The 18280-nt window shown below is 43.9% G+C and carries 14 protein-coding genes; 9 read left to right on the top strand and 5 right to left on the bottom strand.

Annotated features, from left to right (window positions below):
* Nucleotides 1-270 precede the first annotated feature (270 nt).
* Nucleotides 271-3585: a methyl-accepting chemotaxis protein gene (locus N480_RS05105; RefSeq protein WP_063371465.1), complete on the top strand. Its 3315-nt coding sequence runs from the start codon at nucleotides 271-273 to the stop codon at nucleotides 3583-3585.
* Nucleotides 3586-3626: 41 nt separating this feature from the next.
* Here N480_RS05105 and N480_RS05100 read toward each other — a convergent pair whose 3' ends face one another.
* Together N480_RS05100 and N480_RS05095 are read right to left on the bottom strand one after the other, a co-directional pair.
* Complete coding sequence (locus N480_RS05100) at nucleotides 3627-4415, bottom strand: nitrilase-related carbon-nitrogen hydrolase (RefSeq protein WP_063371464.1); 789 nt, start codon at nucleotides 4413-4415, stop codon at nucleotides 3627-3629.
* On the bottom strand, nucleotides 4403-5542 hold the full coding sequence (locus N480_RS05095; protein WP_063371463.1) for a methionine aminotransferase: 1140 nt from the start codon (nucleotides 5540-5542) through the stop codon (nucleotides 4403-4405). The genes N480_RS05100 and N480_RS05095 overlap by 13 nt, the downstream gene beginning before the upstream one ends.
* Before the next feature lie 97 nt (nucleotides 5543-5639).
* On the opposite strand from N480_RS05095, the gene N480_RS05090 reads away from it, so the two are divergent.
* The 3 genes from N480_RS05090 to N480_RS05080 are packed head-to-tail and all read left to right on the top strand — an operon-like array spanning nucleotide 5640 to nucleotide 7480.
* Nucleotides 5640-6257 (top strand): methylthioribulose 1-phosphate dehydratase, encoded by a 618-nt coding sequence (locus tag N480_RS05090; protein ID WP_063371462.1) that lies wholly within the window; start codon nucleotides 5640-5642, stop codon nucleotides 6255-6257.
* Nucleotides 6254-6937 (top strand): acireductone synthase, encoded by a 684-nt coding sequence (mtnC, locus tag N480_RS05085; RefSeq protein WP_063371461.1) that lies wholly within the window; start codon nucleotides 6254-6256, stop codon nucleotides 6935-6937. The genes N480_RS05090 and mtnC overlap by 4 nt, the downstream gene beginning before the upstream one ends.
* Nucleotides 6938-7480, top strand: coding sequence for a 1,2-dihydroxy-3-keto-5-methylthiopentene dioxygenase (locus N480_RS05080; RefSeq protein ID WP_063371460.1), 543 nt, complete (start codon nucleotides 6938-6940; stop codon nucleotides 7478-7480).
* A gap of 70 nt (nucleotides 7481-7550) precedes the next feature.
* Here the strand turns inward: N480_RS05080 and N480_RS05075 are convergent, their stop codons facing one another.
* Nucleotides 7551-9521, bottom strand: a complete 1971-nt coding sequence (locus N480_RS05075) for an alpha/beta hydrolase family protein (protein ID WP_063371459.1) — start codon at nucleotides 9519-9521, stop codon at nucleotides 7551-7553.
* Nucleotides 9522-9649: 128 nt separating this feature from the next.
* A complete protein-coding gene (gene mtnA, locus N480_RS05070; protein WP_063371458.1) occupies nucleotides 9650-10657 on the bottom strand; it encodes an S-methyl-5-thioribose-1-phosphate isomerase in 1008 nt (335 codons plus the stop codon).
* A gap of 132 nt (nucleotides 10658-10789) precedes the next feature.
* Here mtnA and mtnK point away from each other — a divergent pair, with 132 nt between their 5' ends.
* On the top strand, nucleotides 10790-11992 hold the full coding sequence (mtnK, locus tag N480_RS05065; protein WP_063371480.1) for an S-methyl-5-thioribose kinase: 1203 nt from the start codon (nucleotides 10790-10792) through the stop codon (nucleotides 11990-11992).
* 81 nt (nucleotides 11993-12073) lie between these two features.
* Here mtnK and N480_RS05060 read toward each other — a convergent pair whose 3' ends face one another.
* Nucleotides 12074-13858 carry a DUF885 domain-containing protein gene (locus N480_RS05060; protein ID WP_063371457.1) on the bottom strand — a complete coding sequence of 595 codons (1785 nt, stop codon included), beginning with the start codon at nucleotides 13856-13858 and terminating at the stop codon, nucleotides 12074-12076.
* 293 nt (nucleotides 13859-14151) lie between these two features.
* Between N480_RS05060 and N480_RS05055 the strand changes: the two genes are divergently transcribed.
* The 4 genes from N480_RS05055 to ubiB all read left to right on the top strand — a co-directional run bounded on the left by N480_RS05055 (nucleotide 14152) and on the right by ubiB (nucleotide 18270).
* Nucleotides 14152-15162: a GGDEF domain-containing protein gene (locus N480_RS05055; protein ID WP_063371456.1), complete on the top strand. Its 1011-nt coding sequence runs from the start codon at nucleotides 14152-14154 to the stop codon at nucleotides 15160-15162.
* A 105-nt stretch (nucleotides 15163-15267) separates the two neighbouring features.
* The gene (gene ubiE / locus N480_RS05050) at nucleotides 15268-16023 is read left to right on the top strand and encodes a bifunctional demethylmenaquinone methyltransferase/2-methoxy-6-polyprenyl-1,4-benzoquinol methylase UbiE (RefSeq protein ID WP_063371455.1); all 756 of its coding nucleotides are present in this window, start codon (nucleotides 15268-15270) and stop codon (nucleotides 16021-16023) included.
* A 16-nt stretch (nucleotides 16024-16039) separates the two neighbouring features.
* Nucleotides 16040-16639, top strand: coding sequence for a ubiquinone biosynthesis accessory factor UbiJ (locus N480_RS05045; RefSeq protein WP_063371454.1), 600 nt, complete (start codon nucleotides 16040-16042; stop codon nucleotides 16637-16639).
* Between the two features lie 17 nt (nucleotides 16640-16656).
* Nucleotides 16657-18270, top strand: coding sequence for a ubiquinone biosynthesis regulatory protein kinase UbiB (gene ubiB, locus N480_RS05040; protein WP_063371453.1), 1614 nt, complete (start codon nucleotides 16657-16659; stop codon nucleotides 18268-18270).
* The last annotated feature ends 10 nt before the right edge of the window (nucleotides 18271-18280 follow it).

Here is an 18280-nt window from a genome sequence, read left to right as displayed (position 1 = left end):
TCTAACCTGCCAATAAAACCCAAAAACACCATGTAATTCAAACGTTACAGGCTAGCTAATTCCCTTATTCTTTGTGCAGATAAATGAAACTCACAAGCTAGATCTTATTGAGATGTGTTCTAAACTTGACTGAGTTCTGTACACTTTTTCGCCCCGTTTACTCTACCGACTTTGGTCAACGGGCTTTAAGGTAGTACACGGTCAAAGCAATGTAGCAACACAAAACATCGTGCTTTTTTAACCAAGGAAAATAGGATAAGGGAGACCACTATGTCTAGTCTCAGCCAGTTCTTTAAATCTCTCGATTTAACCAAAAAACTCATGGCCGCTTTTTTATTGGTAGCCCTCATTCCAACCACCACCATCATCGCCTTTACACTGACACAGGCATCTAGCACCATCAGCGAGCAAGTATATGCGCAATTGGGCGCCGTCAGTAAAGTCAAAAAGCGAGCGGTTCAGAGGCACTTTAAAAGTGTTGAAGACAAGCTCAAGTCGCTGGCAATTAACCCCTATGTCCTCAACGCAAGCCAAGATTTTTTAGATGCTTATGATGAACTTGAAGTTACCGATACCGACTCGCAGCGCTTAGAGCGGTTTTACAGTCAACAATTCCAACCGCAGTTTGAACAACAAAGTAACAAGCCGGTCTCAGTGCCTGACTTACTGGCCCCACTGTCACTACAAAGTATTGAGCTACAGACACGTTATCTCGCAGACAACCCGAACCCACTAGGAGAAAAAGTCGCGTTAAAAAAAACGGGTCATTTAGATATGTACGACATTGTCCATCAGCGTCATCATGACTTTTTTAAAGAGATCGCCGAAGTCTACGAGCTATATGATATTTTTTTAGTCGATAACTACAGTGGAAACATTGTCTACTCTGTTTTTAAAGAAGTGGATTTTGCCACTTCTCTCACTGATGGTCCTTTTGCCAATAGTAATATCGCCAATGCATTTACCAGTGCGTTAATTGAACAAGATGAAGCCATTTTTGCTGATTATGAACCCTATCTTCCTTCCTATAATGCCCCTGCCAGTTTTATTGCTATTACTTTAGACTTTGATGGTGTATCGCAGGCCACTTTAATTTTTCAGCTCTCCATTGACGCACTTAATGAGATCATGACAGAACGCCATGGGCTGGGCCAAAGTGGCGAAACTTATTTAGTTGGCCCAGAAGGCCTTATGCGCTCAGATTCATTCCTTGACCCTGTTCATCATTCCGTTATCGCCTCGTTCTCTAACCCAGATAAAGGCACCATAAAAACGGAAGCGTTTCAACTTGCCATGCAAGGCAAGCAAGGTCAGAAGGTCGTGACCGACTATAATGGCAACCCGGTATTGTCTGCGTATAGTAATATGGAAGTCTTTGATGTGCGTTGGGCATTGCTAGCCGAAATAGACGAAGCTGAGGCATTTGCAACAGTCAGTGCGCTGCGACAAACCATGGCCATTGTTATGGTTGTCAGTGCCATCTTGATCATCTTAATTGCTATTTGGTTTTCACGTACCCTTACTCGCCCAGTACATAATTTGGTGAATACCATGCGTGAAGTACAAAGCAAAGGGGACTTTTCTCTGCGTGCAAAAGTCGATTCACAGGATGAAATAGGGCAAAGCGCACAGGCGTTTAATTCACTGCTAGATGCCCTACAGCTGTCGATTTCCGAAGCCAACAGAGTGCTCAATCAGATGGCCAAAGGTAAGTTTTGTGACCGTATTAGCGCCCCTTGTAAAGGCGAGCTCAATACGCTTAAAGAAGCCACCAACGAATGTTCAACTAGCCTGCAAACTGCATTGAAAGAAATTAACCTGGTTATTCAAACTATGGCTAAAGGTCAATTTAATCAACATATTACTGCAAACTTAAGCGGAGATTTAGATCTCTTAAAAAACAACATTAATCGCTCGGTTACGTCCATTGACGATACCATGAACGACATTATTAATGTCATGACCTATGTCGAACAGGGTGAATTTAAACAGCAGGTCACTGTCGACGCCAAGGGTAATTTGGCACGCTTAAAAGACAGCGTTAATAACTCCATTTTGAGCCTAAGTGGCGCTATCGACGAACTAAACCATACGATGGCTGCTATTCGCAGTGGCGACTTTTCAAAACGTATTGAGTTACCCCTTTCTGGTCAACTTGAACAATTGAAAGCCGATACGAATCGCAGTATGGACAACCTAGAGGCCATAATCAAAGCCATTGGCAGCACGATGACTGCTGTCAGTGAAGGCGACTTTAAACACCCAATCAATGTGCCAGCTAAGGGTCAATTAGCAGATCTAAAATCGAGTATCAATTTATCCGTGGACAGTCTGGATAAAGCAATGAGTGAGATCTCTTCAGTGATGATGGCAATTAGCCATGGGCGCTTTGACAGAACCATTAGCTCTCCCCTTCAAGGGCAGTTGGCAACACTCAAAAATGACATAAACAATACTGTGAACAACCTTAATCGAGTCATCGAAGAGCTTGCTAGCGTCATGGCAGCGATGAGTAGCGGTGATTTTTCGCAAAAAATTGACTCGCCACTGCAAGGCCAACTATTGCAACTCAAATCCGATGTGAATAGCTCCATTGATACCATATCAAATGCCATCCATGCGGTCACAGACAGCCTCAGTGCAATCGCCAAAGGAAACCTCTGTGAATCAATAGAAGGGCAATACGAAGGGGTCTTTGCAACCTTACAGCAAGACGTGAAGACCACAACCCGTAAACTCACAGAGGTCATTGAAGGCATCCAAAGCGCAGCAAATTTAGTGACGCACAGTGCAGGTGAAATTGCCGCCAGTAATACAGAAATCAGTCGCAGAACCGAAGAACAGGCATCCAACTTGGAGCAAGCCAGTGCCAGCACAGGCCACATGCTTGAAGAGCTTACTCTAGTGGCTGAACAATCAGAAACTGCGGTGAGCAAATCTGATAATGCCCAAGTTATCGCCAAAGAAGGTGGCGTGCTCTCAAAAGATACCGTTAACGCAATTAATGAAGTCAATACTGCGAGTAAAGACATTAACGAAATTGTTTCTGTCATCGATGAACTGGCATTTCAGACTAACTTACTGGCACTTAACGCGGCGGTTGAAGCAGCGCGAGCAGGTGAAAATGGCCGAGGGTTTGCGGTTGTTGCCAATGAAGTAAGAGAGCTTGCAGGTAGAAGTGCGGCTTCTGCAAAACAAATTAAAGAGATTATTGCGAACAGTAACGATAAGGTGCAGCAAGGGACCACACTGGCAAACAGCTCGGGACAAAAACTAGATCATATCGTACTGGCAGTAGCCGATGTGAACGAAAATATCGTCAGTATTAATCGTTCAACACTCACGCAGCAGCAAGCGATAAAAGAAGTGGATATCGTGGTTCAAAGGTTGACTGACCTTATTCAGGAAAACTCAGCCATTACTGAAGAAACCATGGCCGCCGCTAAGCGTATGGCAATGCAAGCCAGTGAAATGAAACAACTGCTGGGTTATTTCACGTTACCTGAACAAGATGACTGTGCGTACAATACATCACTGACAACAGGCAACCAAGAATTGCTTGTACATCAATATAACACGCCTTAGTTGAACATATTTGGGCCAGCCAGTGCTGGCCCAAATTCGGCTTACAATTCTAACTGAAAGTTATCTGCATCTAAGTGTGCTGGAAATTGTGACCTGAACTTTGCCAATGCATCTTTAGATAAAGTCGTTGTTATCACACCAACTTGATCATCAGGCACTTGTGACAATGACTGGCCAAGGTAATCTAGCGCAACCGTGCCACCATTGTGTGCAGTACCATATCCATCCTCACCAATACGGTTATTGGCCAGCACATAACATTGATTTTCTATTGCTCGTGCACGCAGTAACGTATCCCAAGCAAAGCGACGCGCTGCTGGCCAGTTGGCAACATTGACCATCACATCATAATCGTTCTTGTTACGCTGAAACACAGGGAATCTTAAGTCGTAGCAAACTTGCGGCAAAATTTTAAAGTCGCCGATTTCAAAGACCTTACGGTCATGGCCTGCAGACACATAATCCCCTTCATTGCCTAGGCAAAATAAATGGCGTTTATCGTAATATTCAACACGACCAGTTTCTTCGTTTAGCGCTGGCGGCCAGCACCAATAAAAGCGATTCGCTTTTTTGTCATCCTCTGAGACCAGTACGGAGCCAGCCACAACACAATTATGCTGCGCTGCTAATGCGCGCATAAATGTCAGTGCGGGGTCTGCAAACTCATCAGTATGTTCCTTCAATGCAAACCCTGTGGCAAAGGTTTCAGGTAAAAGCAATAAATCACAAGGCTCAAGCTGTGCCGTTAAACGCTCTATTTTTTTGAAATTATGTTCTGGACTTAACCATTCAATATCATATTGGACAAGGCTCACTGTTAGAGTCGACATAACTTCTCCGCCGCAGCGATGAGGGTCGCTGACTCCTTAGCAAAACACAGTCGTATCACGCGATCTTCACACGGTGAATCATAAAAAACACTGAGCGGAATTGCGGCAACCCCATGCTCTTCCACTAGCTGCTGACAAAACTCAACGTCATTTAAGGTAGAAATAGCGCTGTAATCTAATAATAAAAAGTACGTGCCCTCACTAGGGAGTATTTTTAATCGACTCGACTCTAGTGCTGCGACTAATTGGTCGCGCTTTTGTTGATAAAACGGCGCCAGCTCGTCCACATGATTCGGCTCATACTTGAGCATATCAGCAAGCGCCAATTGTGCTGGCGTGAAACTTGAGAAGTTGACAAACTGGTGGATCTTTCTGAATTCTTGCGCCAGTACAGGGGGCGCCACGCAGTAGCCCATCTTCCACCCTGTACAATGAAACGTTTTACCAAAACTGGATACCACAAAACTACGCTGTAACAACGCTGCATCACGCAAGACGCTTAGGTGAGGCTGCTCATCAAACGTAATATGCTCGTAAACTTCATCACTTATCACATATAAATCATGCTCTTCAACGAGTGCTTTTAACGCTTTAAAGTCAGCCTGCTTCAGCATTTTCGCACTGGGGTTATGAGGCGTATTGATAATGATAGCGCGTGTTTTTGCCGTCACCTTATCGCTAACATCTTGCCAGTTAATCTGGTAGTCCGGCGCGTATAGCGGAATGTGAATTGTTTTGCCTCCAGCAAGTTCCACCGCAGGTCGGTAAGAGTCATAAGCAGGATCAAACACGATGACTTCATCCCCTTCCCTGACCAGCGATTGAATAGCCACAAACAGGGCCTCTGTTGCACCAGCCGTAATGGTCACCTGTGCTTGAGCATCAATCACTTGGTCGTATTTACGCGCAATCAGAGCCGCGATCTCTTGCTGTAATGACGCCACACCTGGCGAAGGCGCATATTGGTTGTGGCCAGTCGCTGTGTAGTTGGCTAAAGCAGACTTCAATCGTTCAGGTGCATCAAATTCAGGGAATCCTTGTGATAAATTCAAGGCGTTGTGTGCATTAGCAAGGCCTGTCATTTTGCTAAATATACTGGTACCAACACTCGGTAATTTACTTTCCATCCTGTGTCTCTTTTTGATTATGGCGTAGGCGTTAAAGCGATGCTATCATTGCCTCAAATAGAAGTATAGCCGTCCAAACCTTTTAGGTAGATCGAATATGCAAACAAAGGCAGCAAAACAAGCGCTTATTGATGCTGGTCGCTGGGTAAGCCAACAAGGTTGGGTCCCCGCAACTGGCGGTAATTTCTCCATTAAAACAGATAATGGATTCGTGGTCACGGCCAGTGGGTTTGACAAGGGGCAATTAACACCAGAGCAATTTTTAGAGCTAGATCAATCAGGTAATATCATATCGGGAGATGGAAAGCCCTCAGCAGAGACCGCGCTCCATCTAAAACTCTATGAATTACAGCCCAATTCAGGGTGTATCTTGCATACACATTCGGTGGCAGCGACGGTGCTCTCTCGATTTATCAGTGGCGAACGATTTACCGTCACAGGTTATGAAATGCAAAAATCTCTCGCAGGCATTCATAGCCACCTAGACACGCTCTCCATTGCCATTTTTGACAATGACCAAGATATTTCAGCACTTGCCGAGCGGGTCGCTAAACATCATCAAGCTGACCCTATTCGTCATGGTGTTTTGATCCGTGGTCACGGTTTATACGCCTTAGGCAACAGTGTTTTCGAAACACGCCGTCATATTGAAGGGTTAGAATTCTTGTTTGCCTGTGAGCTAGAAAGAATAAAATTAGAGGGGTCGACTAAATGATCAAAGCTATTCTGACAGATATCGAAGGAACCATCACACGCATATCCTTCGTCAAGGATGTACTTTTTCCCTATGCTGCCGAACACTTACCAGCATTCGTGCGTCAAAATGACAGCGATGAGCTTGTAAAAGCCCAACTTGACGCCGTCAGGCATGAAATTGCCCAACCAACGGCAAATTTAAATATCGTCATCGATAACTTACTAAGCTGGATAAAAGAGGATTTAAAGGTAACACCGCTCAAGCAGTTACAGGGGTTAATCTGGCAAACGGGTTATCAACAAGGCCACTTTACGGGTCATATCTATCCAGATGCTTATCAATACTTACAACAACAGCATCAAGCAGGCACAAAGCTTTATGTGTACTCTTCGGGTTCTGTAAAGGCACAACAGTTATTGTTTGCCCATTCGGACTACGGCGATATTCGCCCACTATTTACCGACTATTTTGATACAAAAGTTGGCCACAAACAGTCTTCGTCGTCTTATCAGAACATCATTAACCAGATCCCGTTCGAATCTCATGAAGTTCTATTTCTCAGTGATGTCGTCGAAGAGCTGGATGCAGCTAAAAAAGCCGGATTGCAAACCTTACAACTCTGGCGAGATAACCAGTCACAAAGCCAAGAACACCCATTCATAGCCAGTTTTGAGCAGTTTGACAGTGAGAGAGTATAAATGAGCCAATTACATATCTACCATGATAAACACCCCACAGAACTGCTTTTTGAGAGCAGTGAACCTGCAGCCATTGCTGCTGAGTTAGAGGCTGTTGGTGTACATTTTGAGCAGTGGCAAGCAACAAAAGAGCTGGCCGCTAACGCTCTAGATTCGGAAATATTGCATGCGTATAACAACGACATCATCCGCCTGAAACAGCTTGGAGGATATCAAACGGTAGATGTCATTGCCTTGCGAAGAGGTAACCCAGATGCTGCGAGTTTAAGAGAAAAGTTTTTATTCGAGCACACCCACAGTGAAGATGAAGTGCGTTTTTTTGTTGCTGGACAAGGGCTATTTTGCCTTCATATAGGGAGTAAAGTGTATCAAGTACTTTGCCAGCAAGGCGATTTAATTTCAGTGCCAGAAAACACACCCCATTGGTTTGATATGGGCAGTGATCCCGAATTTACCGCCATTCGTTTATTCAATAACACAGAAGGTTGGGTGGCCAAGGAAACGGGCTCAAACATAGCGACGCTTTTCCCACTACTAGACTAAGTTTAGACGATGCGCTACCAATCCATCAGTAGCGCACTTCCATAGCTTTAGTCGCAAGAATGAAATGCGATTAAAGCGCCAGATGTTTATCTAAAAAGGCCAATACGGTTTGATAGTAAGCCAAGCGGTGCTGAGCTTTATAAAAACCATGTCCTTCGTTCTCTAGCAAATAATACTCGTAAGGCTTTTTAGCCTTTTTCAATGCATTAACCATTGCTTCTGCATGTTCTATCGGGGCTCGCTCATCATCGCCGCCATGCACAATTAATACAGGTGCATTTATCTTGTCTGCATTACGTGCTGGTGAAAATTGCACTAAAGTCTTTTCGTCTTCACCTAAAACAGTTTTCAAAAATTGAATGCCAGACCGGAGCCTTGACGTATCACCCTCTTCAAACATCATGGGTAAGTCGTAAATGCCAACGACGCCAATTGCACATTGAAACTTATCTGGAGCAATGATGGCGCTTTGCATCGCTGAATAGCCGCCAAAGCTGGAACCCATAATGCACATATTTTCTGGGTTTGCGTACCCCTCAGCGACAACAAAGTCGACGCCATCTAAGATATCATACTGAATTTTGCGGCCCCACTCTTGATGCCCCGCAAACTCGAAATTCATCCCATACCCACCAGAACCTCTAAAGTTCACTCTGAGTACCGCCATACCCCGACTCGCTAGTAGTTGAGATTCCGTATCATAATCCCAGTAATCTCTGGGACCATGGGGGCCACCATGCGGCATGACCACCAACGGTAAGTTTTTATGTGTTTTGTTATTTGGCAAGGTTAAGTAACCATGAATTTCCATGCCATCGCGACTCTTAAACTTAATCGGCTTGGTTTCTGCCATTCGGGCTGGATCTATCCAGATACGCGTAGAAAATAAATATTGCAGCTTTTTCTTTGTTTGATCATATAGATAATAGTCACCAGGATTACGGTCGTTAGTAGCCAGTACCAAATGCTTGTCACCACTACGAGTTGAACTGATAAGACGAAGCTGATGGCCTTCTATACTTTGCAAGAGCGATTTAATACTCGTACTTAATGGTACATTCTCATCAGTAAATGCGTAAGTTGGATAACCGGGGTCTAGCTCGATAGCGAATAACTTTTTACTTACCGGGTCAACCCATATTTTGCTCGGGGAAACGTCTTTATCTTGATAGATTAAGGACAGTTCTTGCGTCGACAGTGAAAGCTTATACAGACCATCAGGTTCGCCTTTTTCAGAGCCTGTGACATAAAGCCCGTCGCCGCTGCCATCCAGTGCATGTAACCGCATATTTTGCAAAGGCGTCTTTAACTCTAGGGTATGCCAGCCACTTTCCCCTTTGATTTTTTGATAAATTTCACCGGTAACAAAGTCATTTGTTGCGGTCGCAAAACGGACATTCCCTTCATGATCAGTTAGAAAATCTGCGTTCTTCTTTGGCGCTCGCGTTACAACAGTACGCTTCCCAGATTTAACATTGACCTTATACACTTTCGTCACGGGCTCTGCCGCTCCAGTCCAAGGGTAAGTCAGAATCAACATATGACGATCATCATTAATAAGTGGGTCCAATACATATGACGTGCCTTCCAATGCTGTACCTTTTTGTATCCGAGTACCCGTTTGACTTCCTCCTTGATAGCCAACTACATAGCGCCCTGACCTTCCATTTGCATTAATACTGAATAGTTCACCGTAATAATAAGGGACGTCCGTCCAGCCTTTGACGTATTCCTTTTCCATAACCAATCGTTCATCATTAACCCAATGGTAGTCACCGACCTGAGCATTGCTTTCAAATCGAATTGCAGACTCAATGTCGTAATCTTTGGTCCGCAAAATGCCCAGTACATTTTTACCTTCCATCTTTGTAATATAACTAATGTACTTGCCACTTGGAGACAGCTTTACGTTGGTGTACTCACTGCCTTTACTAAAGTGCTCTATGGGAATTAGTGTCGTTTCGACAGGAGGGGTTTGCTGTGTTGCAACAGCACTAAAAGTCGTGCCAATCAGTACCATGACACAGAGTAGTCGTAGCATAATCTAGGGTCCCTTACATAAGATTTGGATGCCCAATTTTACATATGGTTAGGGAAAAAAACTACCAATCAATCATTCAACAGAGAACGCAAAATCGTCTGCCTGTATCACTTTCTCTATGTTGCTTTTCAGACTGCGCTAAACTCGGGTTGGTAATAGATACCACTATCAAATACCCAAGCAGTCACAAGACTTGCAGGTGTAACATCAAATGCAGGATTAAAAACAGGCGCATTATCTGGTGCCCATTGGCACTCTCCAAAACTACCACTCACCCCAGTTACTTCAGATGTACAGCGTAACTCAATCTCAATATCTCCACCGTGTATACACTTAGCGTCAAATGTTGTCTTTGGTGCCACCACATAAAACGGGATGCCGTGGTACTGAGCCAATACTGCTAAATTATAGGTACCTACTTTATTTGCAAAGTCACCATTTGCCGCAATGCGATCTGCTCCGACAAATATTTTATCAACTTTGCCAGCGGCCATTAAAGATGCAGCCATGCTGTCGCATAGCAACGTGTAGGGAATTTGCCACCGTTTGAGTTCGTAAGCTGTTAAACGGCCACCTTGCAACAAAGGTCGGGTTTCATCAACCCACACATGAATATCACCAAACTTTTGCGCCGCGGTATAAATGACTCCTAACGCAGTACCGATCCCTGCTGTGGCCAAAGCCCCTGTATTGCAGTGAGTGAGAATATTATCTGCGGCTTCAACTAGAGACACGCCATGCTCACCGATACGCTGGCACAACGCAACATCTTCTTCAAAAAGCTGCTCTGCGAGTTGCACAATGGCGCCTGCGAAGTCATGTTGCTGCAGTGCTTGTCGTAAACAATCCATACAATGTTTTAAATTCACCGCCGTAGGACGGGTCGCTTCCAACGCATCAATTGCTTCGTTGAGCTCCTCGCGCGCAGCGCCCTGCTCAGCGAGATAGGCTACCAATAAGGTGGCGGCTAGCCCGATTAATGGCGCACCACGAACTTGTAACTTATTGATAAGGTTTTGCATACTCACCACATCTTGGCAATGATGCCAAACTTCCTGATGAGGTAATAGATATTGGTCTAAGACCTGAACCTTGCCTGCTTGATATTTAAGACTCGCACCGATGAGCTCTTTCATATTTTTCACTTTCGCCTTGCTAACTAACCATGCGTTACATGCATTCTACATAAAGATCTAAAGATGTATAGACATCTAAACGCTTATAAATATAGAATGCCAAGACTAACGGTAATTTTTTGGTAAATGACAGTGAGTAAATACGCCGCCTTCAATAATGAAACAGCACTCAATTACATCAAGTCACTTGGGATGTTCTTTTCAGCAGACGCTGAATTAACCTGCTACGAATTTGGAGATGGCAACCTGAATCTCGTATTTAGGATTTTAGACACAGACAACAATAGCGTGATATTGAAGCAAGCACTGCCCTATGCTAGATGCGTAGGTGAGAGCTGGCCACTGACTTTAGACAGAGCCCGTATTGAAGCTCAGGTATTGCAAAAACATGGTGAGGTTTGCCCTGCACACACTGCAAAAGTATTGCATCATGACAGTGATAAAGCGGCTACTGTATTAGAAGATTTAGGCGCTATGAACATATTACGTGGCGAACTCATAGCGGGTCGAACTTTTGAAAATTTAGGGCTGCATGTCGCACAATACTTTGCCACAACCAGCTTTTATTATTCTGACTTCTATCTCAATCCACAGGATAAAAAGGCACAAATTCAAAATTTTACTAATCCAGAACTGTGCGCCATCACCGAAGACCTATTTTTTGATGACCCCTACCGAGAGTGCGAGCGCAATAACTACCCAATTGCACTAGCAGAACAAGTCAATCAGCTGCGAAAAAATCCCACATTGCTTTGTACTGTCGCTCGGCTGAAATCAAAATTTTTCTCATCACCACAAACACTCCTTCATGGAGACGTACACACTGGAAGTATTTTTGTCAATGCTGAACAAACGAAGTTAATCGACCCTGAGTTCGGATTTTTTGGACCAATAGGCTTTGACTTAGGCTCATTTATCGGCAACTTACTGCTGAATTATTGCGCGCAAAATGGCCGTATCAAGGAGCCACCAAAACGCCGTGATTTGCACTCCTATTTACTCAATACTATTTCAACCTGTTTACAACAGTTCGAACAAAGCTGGCTGACTCTGGCCCAACAGCATACTCGTGATTTAGCCCTGCAAGCGCCGGGTTATTTAGAGCTGTTTTTACAAGAAGTCTTGCAAGATACAATGGGGTACTGTGGTACTGAGTTAATCCGCCGCACAATTGGCCTTGCACATGTTGCTGATATCGCAGAGATTGCAGATGAATCGCAGCGCCTACTTGCCCAAAAACAAGCTTTACAGCTTGGTGAGCAACTGCTCTTAAATGCCAAGAGTTGCCGCTCAACCGATGATTTTTATCAGCTAGTTATTAGCTTTGTTCACTAGTTGAATTGAATACAGCAATCCTTAAAAACTCTCTCTTGCCCCAAAGAAAAAAGCCGCTTAAAGCGGCTTTCATATTTTACTCTATTGCGATTGCAACGTTTGTGCGATGTATTTGTCTATTTGGGCTTCAAGCACAAATAGTGGCACCGAACCATGCTTAAGTACCTGATGGTGGAACTCTCTCACATCAAATGCCTCACCCAATTCTGCCTCGGCCTTGGCTCTTAAACGCTTGATAGTTAATTCTCCCACCTTGTAAGAAAGTGCTTGCCCAGGCCATGAGATATAGCGATCAGTCTCAGTTTTTACGTTATGTAACGACAGCGCCGTGTTGTCCTGCATAAATTGCATCACCTGCTCGCGTGTCCAGCCAAACATATGCACCCCAGTATCCACCACTAAACGCGCGGCACGCCACATTTCATAAGTCAATCGCCCAAAATCACTGTAAGGGTCTTGATAAAAACCGGCTTCAATACCTAGGTATTCGGCATATAAGCCCCAGCCCTCACCAAATGCAGAGATATACTCGCTTTGTCTATAGGCTGGCAAATGTGTCAACTCAGCATTCAAAGAGATCTGCAAATGATGTCCAGGTACACCTTCATGTAGTGTCAGCGCTTCTAAAACATAGAGCGGTCTTTTATCCAAGGCATACGTATTCACCCAATAATAGCCAGCATCCGTTTCTTTACTTGGTCCCAAGTAGCGTCCGGTCGTAAATTTTGGTGCAATACTGTCGGGCACAGGAGCGACACCATAGGGTAAACGAGGCAATGTATGGAATAATTGAGGCAGCTTTGCATCCATTTTCTTGGCGATAAACGAAGCTTCTTTCAATAGTTCTATTGGCGTTTTTGCATAAAATTGGGGGTCAGTTCGCAAAAAGTGGATAAACTCTGCGAAGCTGCCTTCAAATCCCACTTGTTCTATGATGCGGTTCATTTCACTGCGAATGCGCGCCACTTCACGTAGCCCGAGTTCATGAATTTCTTTAGGGGTCATTTGTGTTGTTGTAAAGTGCTTGGCACGATTTACATAGAATGCCTTGCCATCAGGCACGCTTGACCAAGCAATGTTCTCTCTTGCGTTAGGTCTGTATTCATTTACAAAGAAGTCATTGTACTTCAGGTAGGCAGGGTTAACATACGCTTCTATCACTCGCTTTGCTTCACGCTGTAGCGCGAGAAACTCTTGTTCTGGTAAGTTCGCTTGGTTGTTTAAAAACGGGGCAAAGAAAGGTGACTTTTCAACATCATCGCCTTGTGCAACAAACGCCATAATGCTGTCTTCAAAACCCTTGAGCACGACTTTTGGCTGAGTCAATCCTATGCTGAGCCCTTGCTTCATCCAGTATATATTTTGGTCGAAAAATCTCGGCAGCTGCTTCATTCGCATAATAAACAGCTGATACCCCAATTTAGTGCTGTAATCCTGACTTTGGATCATAAATTGTAGTTCACTGTGAAACCCATATTCCGAAGACAAAGGGACGTAGTGATCTTTAAAGCGGAATAAATCAACTTCGTTTTGAATTTGAGCCCGTAATATTGCAAAGTTTATCTTATTCTCTTCACTCAATTGGGATTGACCAATATTGTCAAGCTGCGCCAAAAAGCGCACTCTTTGTTGATTAACAGCTGCTAAATGTTCAGGAGTTAAGTTAGATAATAAGTACTCAGCATTGATATTTGTCAGACTTTCTTCATCCTGCTGAGCTCGAAAATCCATAACTTGTTCAGCCAGTTGTGAGAAATTCTCATTAGAATCGTTAGACGTGCTCTGGCACGCTGACAAAGTAAGTGCTAACACAATTGTACTGAGAGGTTTTCGAAGTGAATGTAACACTGCAGGGTTCCTTAACATTTGCTGGAGCTTGCACCTTAACTAAGCCTATTGTAAAGATGCAAATATAATCGACCAAGCATCGTGGTTATGCGACTAGATAGTGTGCAAAGCAAAGAGCTTAAGATAAAGTTGTCGATAAATTAAACTAACAAGATTAAATGTATATATTTTCCACTCGAAAAGCGCAAATTTTACTTTTAAATTGTCGCAATTACGATTAATGTAGCCACTCTTCAACTAGGATGAAATCATGACCCACGCCAAAGGATATTAGCGCTCCTATATAAACTGTAATTTGTGGTAAAAAGTACATGACGTTTCATGACCCAATGGCGCTAGCGCAAGAAAAAATGACGAAAGTCTGCCATTTTTTGGAACTTCATCAGCTTCCTCCAACTCCACTCAATTATCAGGTCACTTATACCTATATAAGCCGTAGTAATACAGATTTAGCAGAGCGTTTAGATAGAGATCTACGCAATGGTGTTGCCATAGACAATGTGTATATCGAGCAGCTGTACTTCGAATTTGTTTATGCCGAACATCAAGCTGAACTTGCCGTTTTAAAAGAAGTAGACAATGTCATTGATGAATTGACTGTTTCAACTGCGCGTTCGCAACAAAGTATCACCCAATTTAGACGACATATCCAAAATTGCAGCCACGCGCTGAGTAATCAAGACCCAGCTAAAAACAAACAGCTATTGGCCGAGTTTGCACTACATACCGAACGCTTGCTGGAACAACAACAAAAATTTAAAGCTGGTTTACTGAAAGCTAAAAAAACACAAATAGAGCAGCACAAAGCTTTGAGCAACATTCGCAAGCAGCGTCTTATTGACCCACACACAGGGTTATATAAACGTCACTATTTAAGTCAAAGGGCTGATATGTGGCTTGATCAGAACAAAATGCTTTGTGCTATTTCAATACAAGTTGATAACTTAGAAGAGTTTACTGCGAAGTATGGGGATGTCATTGGCGAAGCCGTACTGCAACGAATTGCGCAAAAAATTAAAAAGTACGTCGTAGAAAGCGGTGTACCTGGTCGAACAGGCAAACAAGAATTTACAATTCTGTTGGCAGATATTGAACCGGAAACCGCGCAGATTATTGCCGCCAAAATACGCCAAGGCATACGAAAACTAAAGTTCATTAGTAACCGTGGCAACATTCAATTCCCTGAATTACAACTGGCAGTTGGTATTGCCAAAAGACAAACCGAATCAGATTTCAACGAGCTGGCCAGCAAAGCTGCGTTTGCAGCCCAAAAAGCGCAAGCACTTGGCCGAGACTGTTATATTTCGGGTGCCAATTTATAGCATCTAAATCAATAAATATTTGCCTAATTACTGTCACTATAAATTGCGCCAGTGCATCCCTATCAAGTACACTATGCGCACCTAAACTGTGTCAGCAAGGCCAACATGAAAGAAGAAAATCACGATACCACACACTTTGGTTATAAAACTATCGAGTCCAATCAAAAAGAGTCACTGGTTGCAGATGTTTTTCACTCCGTCGCAGCCAAATACGACATCATGAATGACTTCATGTCTTTTGGTATTCACCGCCTTTGGAAACGCCAGACCATTGCGTGTTCAGGTGTACGCAAAGGCCATAGAGTTCTCGACCTTGCAGGTGGCACAGGTGATTTAACTGCAAAATTCAGCCAATTGGTTGGTGATACAGGTCAAGTCATCCTTGGCGACATCAATGACTCTATGCTTAAAGTCGGCCGAGAAAAGCTGCGTGATTTAGGCTTAGTCAGCAATATTGAATATGTGCAGATGAATGCACAAGCTCTGCCTTTTCCAGACAATAGCATTGATGTAATTACCATTGCATTTGGTCTGCGAAATGTCACAGATAAAGATGAAGCGCTGCGTTCAATGTACCGAGTGCTTAAACCAGGTGGTCGTCTGCTCGTGTTAGAATTCTCAAAAACAGATAACGAAGCGCTATCAAAATTATACGACTTCTATTCGTTTAACATTCTACCTACAATGGGTAAGCTGGTTGCCAATGACAGTGAATCATACCGTTATTTGGCAGAGTCTATTCGCATGCACCCTGACCAAGAAACACTAAAAAGTATGATGGAAGATGCGGGTTTTGAGCAAACAAGCTACCAAAACTTTACAGGCGGCATAGTTGCGCTTCATAGAGGGTTTAAGTACTAGTACAAAGGATCAAGTTATGTGGATATCTGTACTGACGGCAATAGCAGAGCAAGTAGTTAATCGTTTACTTGCTTTAGAGCCTACGTTAAAAGATGACCTGCAAAATGCAGAGCACCGAGTTTTGGCTTTGACCTTAACGGATCTTAACGTGTCTTGTGCATTTCATTACAATGGTGACCACTGCTTTGTGTATGGCAATTATCACGACAAAGCAGATTGCCACATAACCACCTCTTTAGCGACTGTCCCCGAACTTAAAGACCCAAGCCAATTGACCCGTTTAATTCGTGCAAATAAATTGGACCTAGAGGGGGACATTCATCTTGCTCAAGCCTATAGTAAAGCCTTTTCAAACCTACAAATAGACTGGGCTGAACACCTCTCAGGATACTTGGGCGATGCAGGCGCACAACAGTTAGTTACGAGCCTCAGTGGTAGCAAGGCGCAAGCTCAAAAGCACTGCGACACTTTTCAGCACGTTTTCGCGCAACTTTGCCAAGATGAGCTTAATGTCTCAATTCATCCGCTAGAACTTCAGCAGTATAAATCGCAGACAAGAGCACTTTCACAGCAATTGGCAGCGCTCGAGCAACGTATCAACGCACTAATCGACTAATTATTAAGGAGCTGGAATTGTCCATCGCTCGCCTCTACCAAATTGGTAAAACCTTTCTCAACTATGGGCTAGATGAATTACTCCCGCAGCAACTGCAACCTTGGTACGCCAAGCTGCTGCGCAAATTACTGTTTTGGCTACCCAATAAGCATACAGAAAAGTCTGAAGGCGCCAGACTGCGACTTGCCCTGCAAACGCTGGGGCCAGTGTGGATAAAGTTTGGGCAAATGCTCTCGACTAGGCGTGATCTGCTCCCACCTGACATGGCAACAGAGCTGGCGGAGTTGCAGGATAATGTGCAACCTTTCTGTGGCACAGATGCACAAAAACTGATTGAAGCAGCACTTGAAATAGACAGTATTAGCGAGCTATTCGAGCAATTTGATCAACAACCTTTAGCATCGGCTTCCATTGCGCAGGTACATAGCGCCAAACTCAGCACCGAGCAGGGTGTAAAAGACGTCGTAATAAAGGTGATCCGCCCAGATATAGAAAAACAAATTCTAGCCGACTTATCGCTGATGGAGCAGTTTGCCAAACTGTTGGCAGGCCTTGTCAGTGAAGGCCGACGGCTCCGACCGGTAGAGGTGGTTAGGGAGTATCGAAAAACCTTGCTTGACGAGTTGGATCTGATGCGCGAAGGTGCCAATGCAATCCAACTTAGACGTAATTTTGAAGGCTCAGAAGCCCTCTATATTCCTGAAGTTTACAGTGAATACTCTCGTCAAAACGTCTTGGTCATGGAGCGTATTTACGGCATCCCTGTATCTGATACGGATACATTGATTGAGCAAGGCACGGATATGAAGCTTCTTGCTGAGCGTGGTGTAGAAGTCTTTTTTACTCAGGTGTTTCGCGACAGTTTCTTTCATGCAGATATGCATCCGGGCAATATTTTTGTCTCCTACGAGACGCCACATAACCCTAAATATATAGGGATTGATTGTGGCATTGTGGGTACGCTTAACCGAGAAGACAAGCGTTACTTGGCCGAAAACTTTATTGCATTTTTTAATCGCGATTATCGCCAAGTTGCCCAGCTCCATGTAGACTCGGGCTGGGTTCCTGCAGATACCTGCGTTGAAGAATTTGAATTTGCCATACGTACTGTTTGCGAGCCAATTTTCAACAAGCCGCTGGCAGAAATTTCATTTGGTCATGTGCTGGTTAATTTATTTAATACGGCGAGACGCTTCAATATGGAAGTACAGCCGCAGCTGGTTTTATTGCAAAAAACCCTGCTGTATGTAGAAGGCCTTGGGCGTCAACTTTACCCTCAGCTCGATCTATGGAAAACAGCAAAACCCTTTTTAGAGCACTGGGTAAAAGAACAAGTGGGCCCACTGGCTGTTGCTAAAAAAATGTATCAAAACCTGCCATTTTGGGCTGAGAAAATGCCTGAGTTACCGGATTTGATTTACCAGAATTTAAAGCGTCAACATCATCGACCACAGGCTATACCGAGCACTCCAAGTAAACAATCCCTGCAGAGTATTTTATTGGGTATGGCTGCATCAACCTTTGCCATTATTGCAGGGCTCTGTTTTATTGCAGGGCTACATGGGGCCAGTATTTCCAGTGCAATCGTTGCACTATTGATCTTTGTCTGTGCATGGCGTAAAACAGGGTGATATTTTATGC

Origin of the sequence: Pseudoalteromonas luteoviolacea S2607 (assembly GCF_001625575.1) — a bacterium.
GTDB lineage: Bacteria > Pseudomonadota > Gammaproteobacteria > Enterobacterales > Alteromonadaceae > Pseudoalteromonas > Pseudoalteromonas luteoviolacea_E.
Note: the sequence above shows the minus strand (reverse complement) of the source record. Positions and strands in the feature narration are given on the sequence as shown.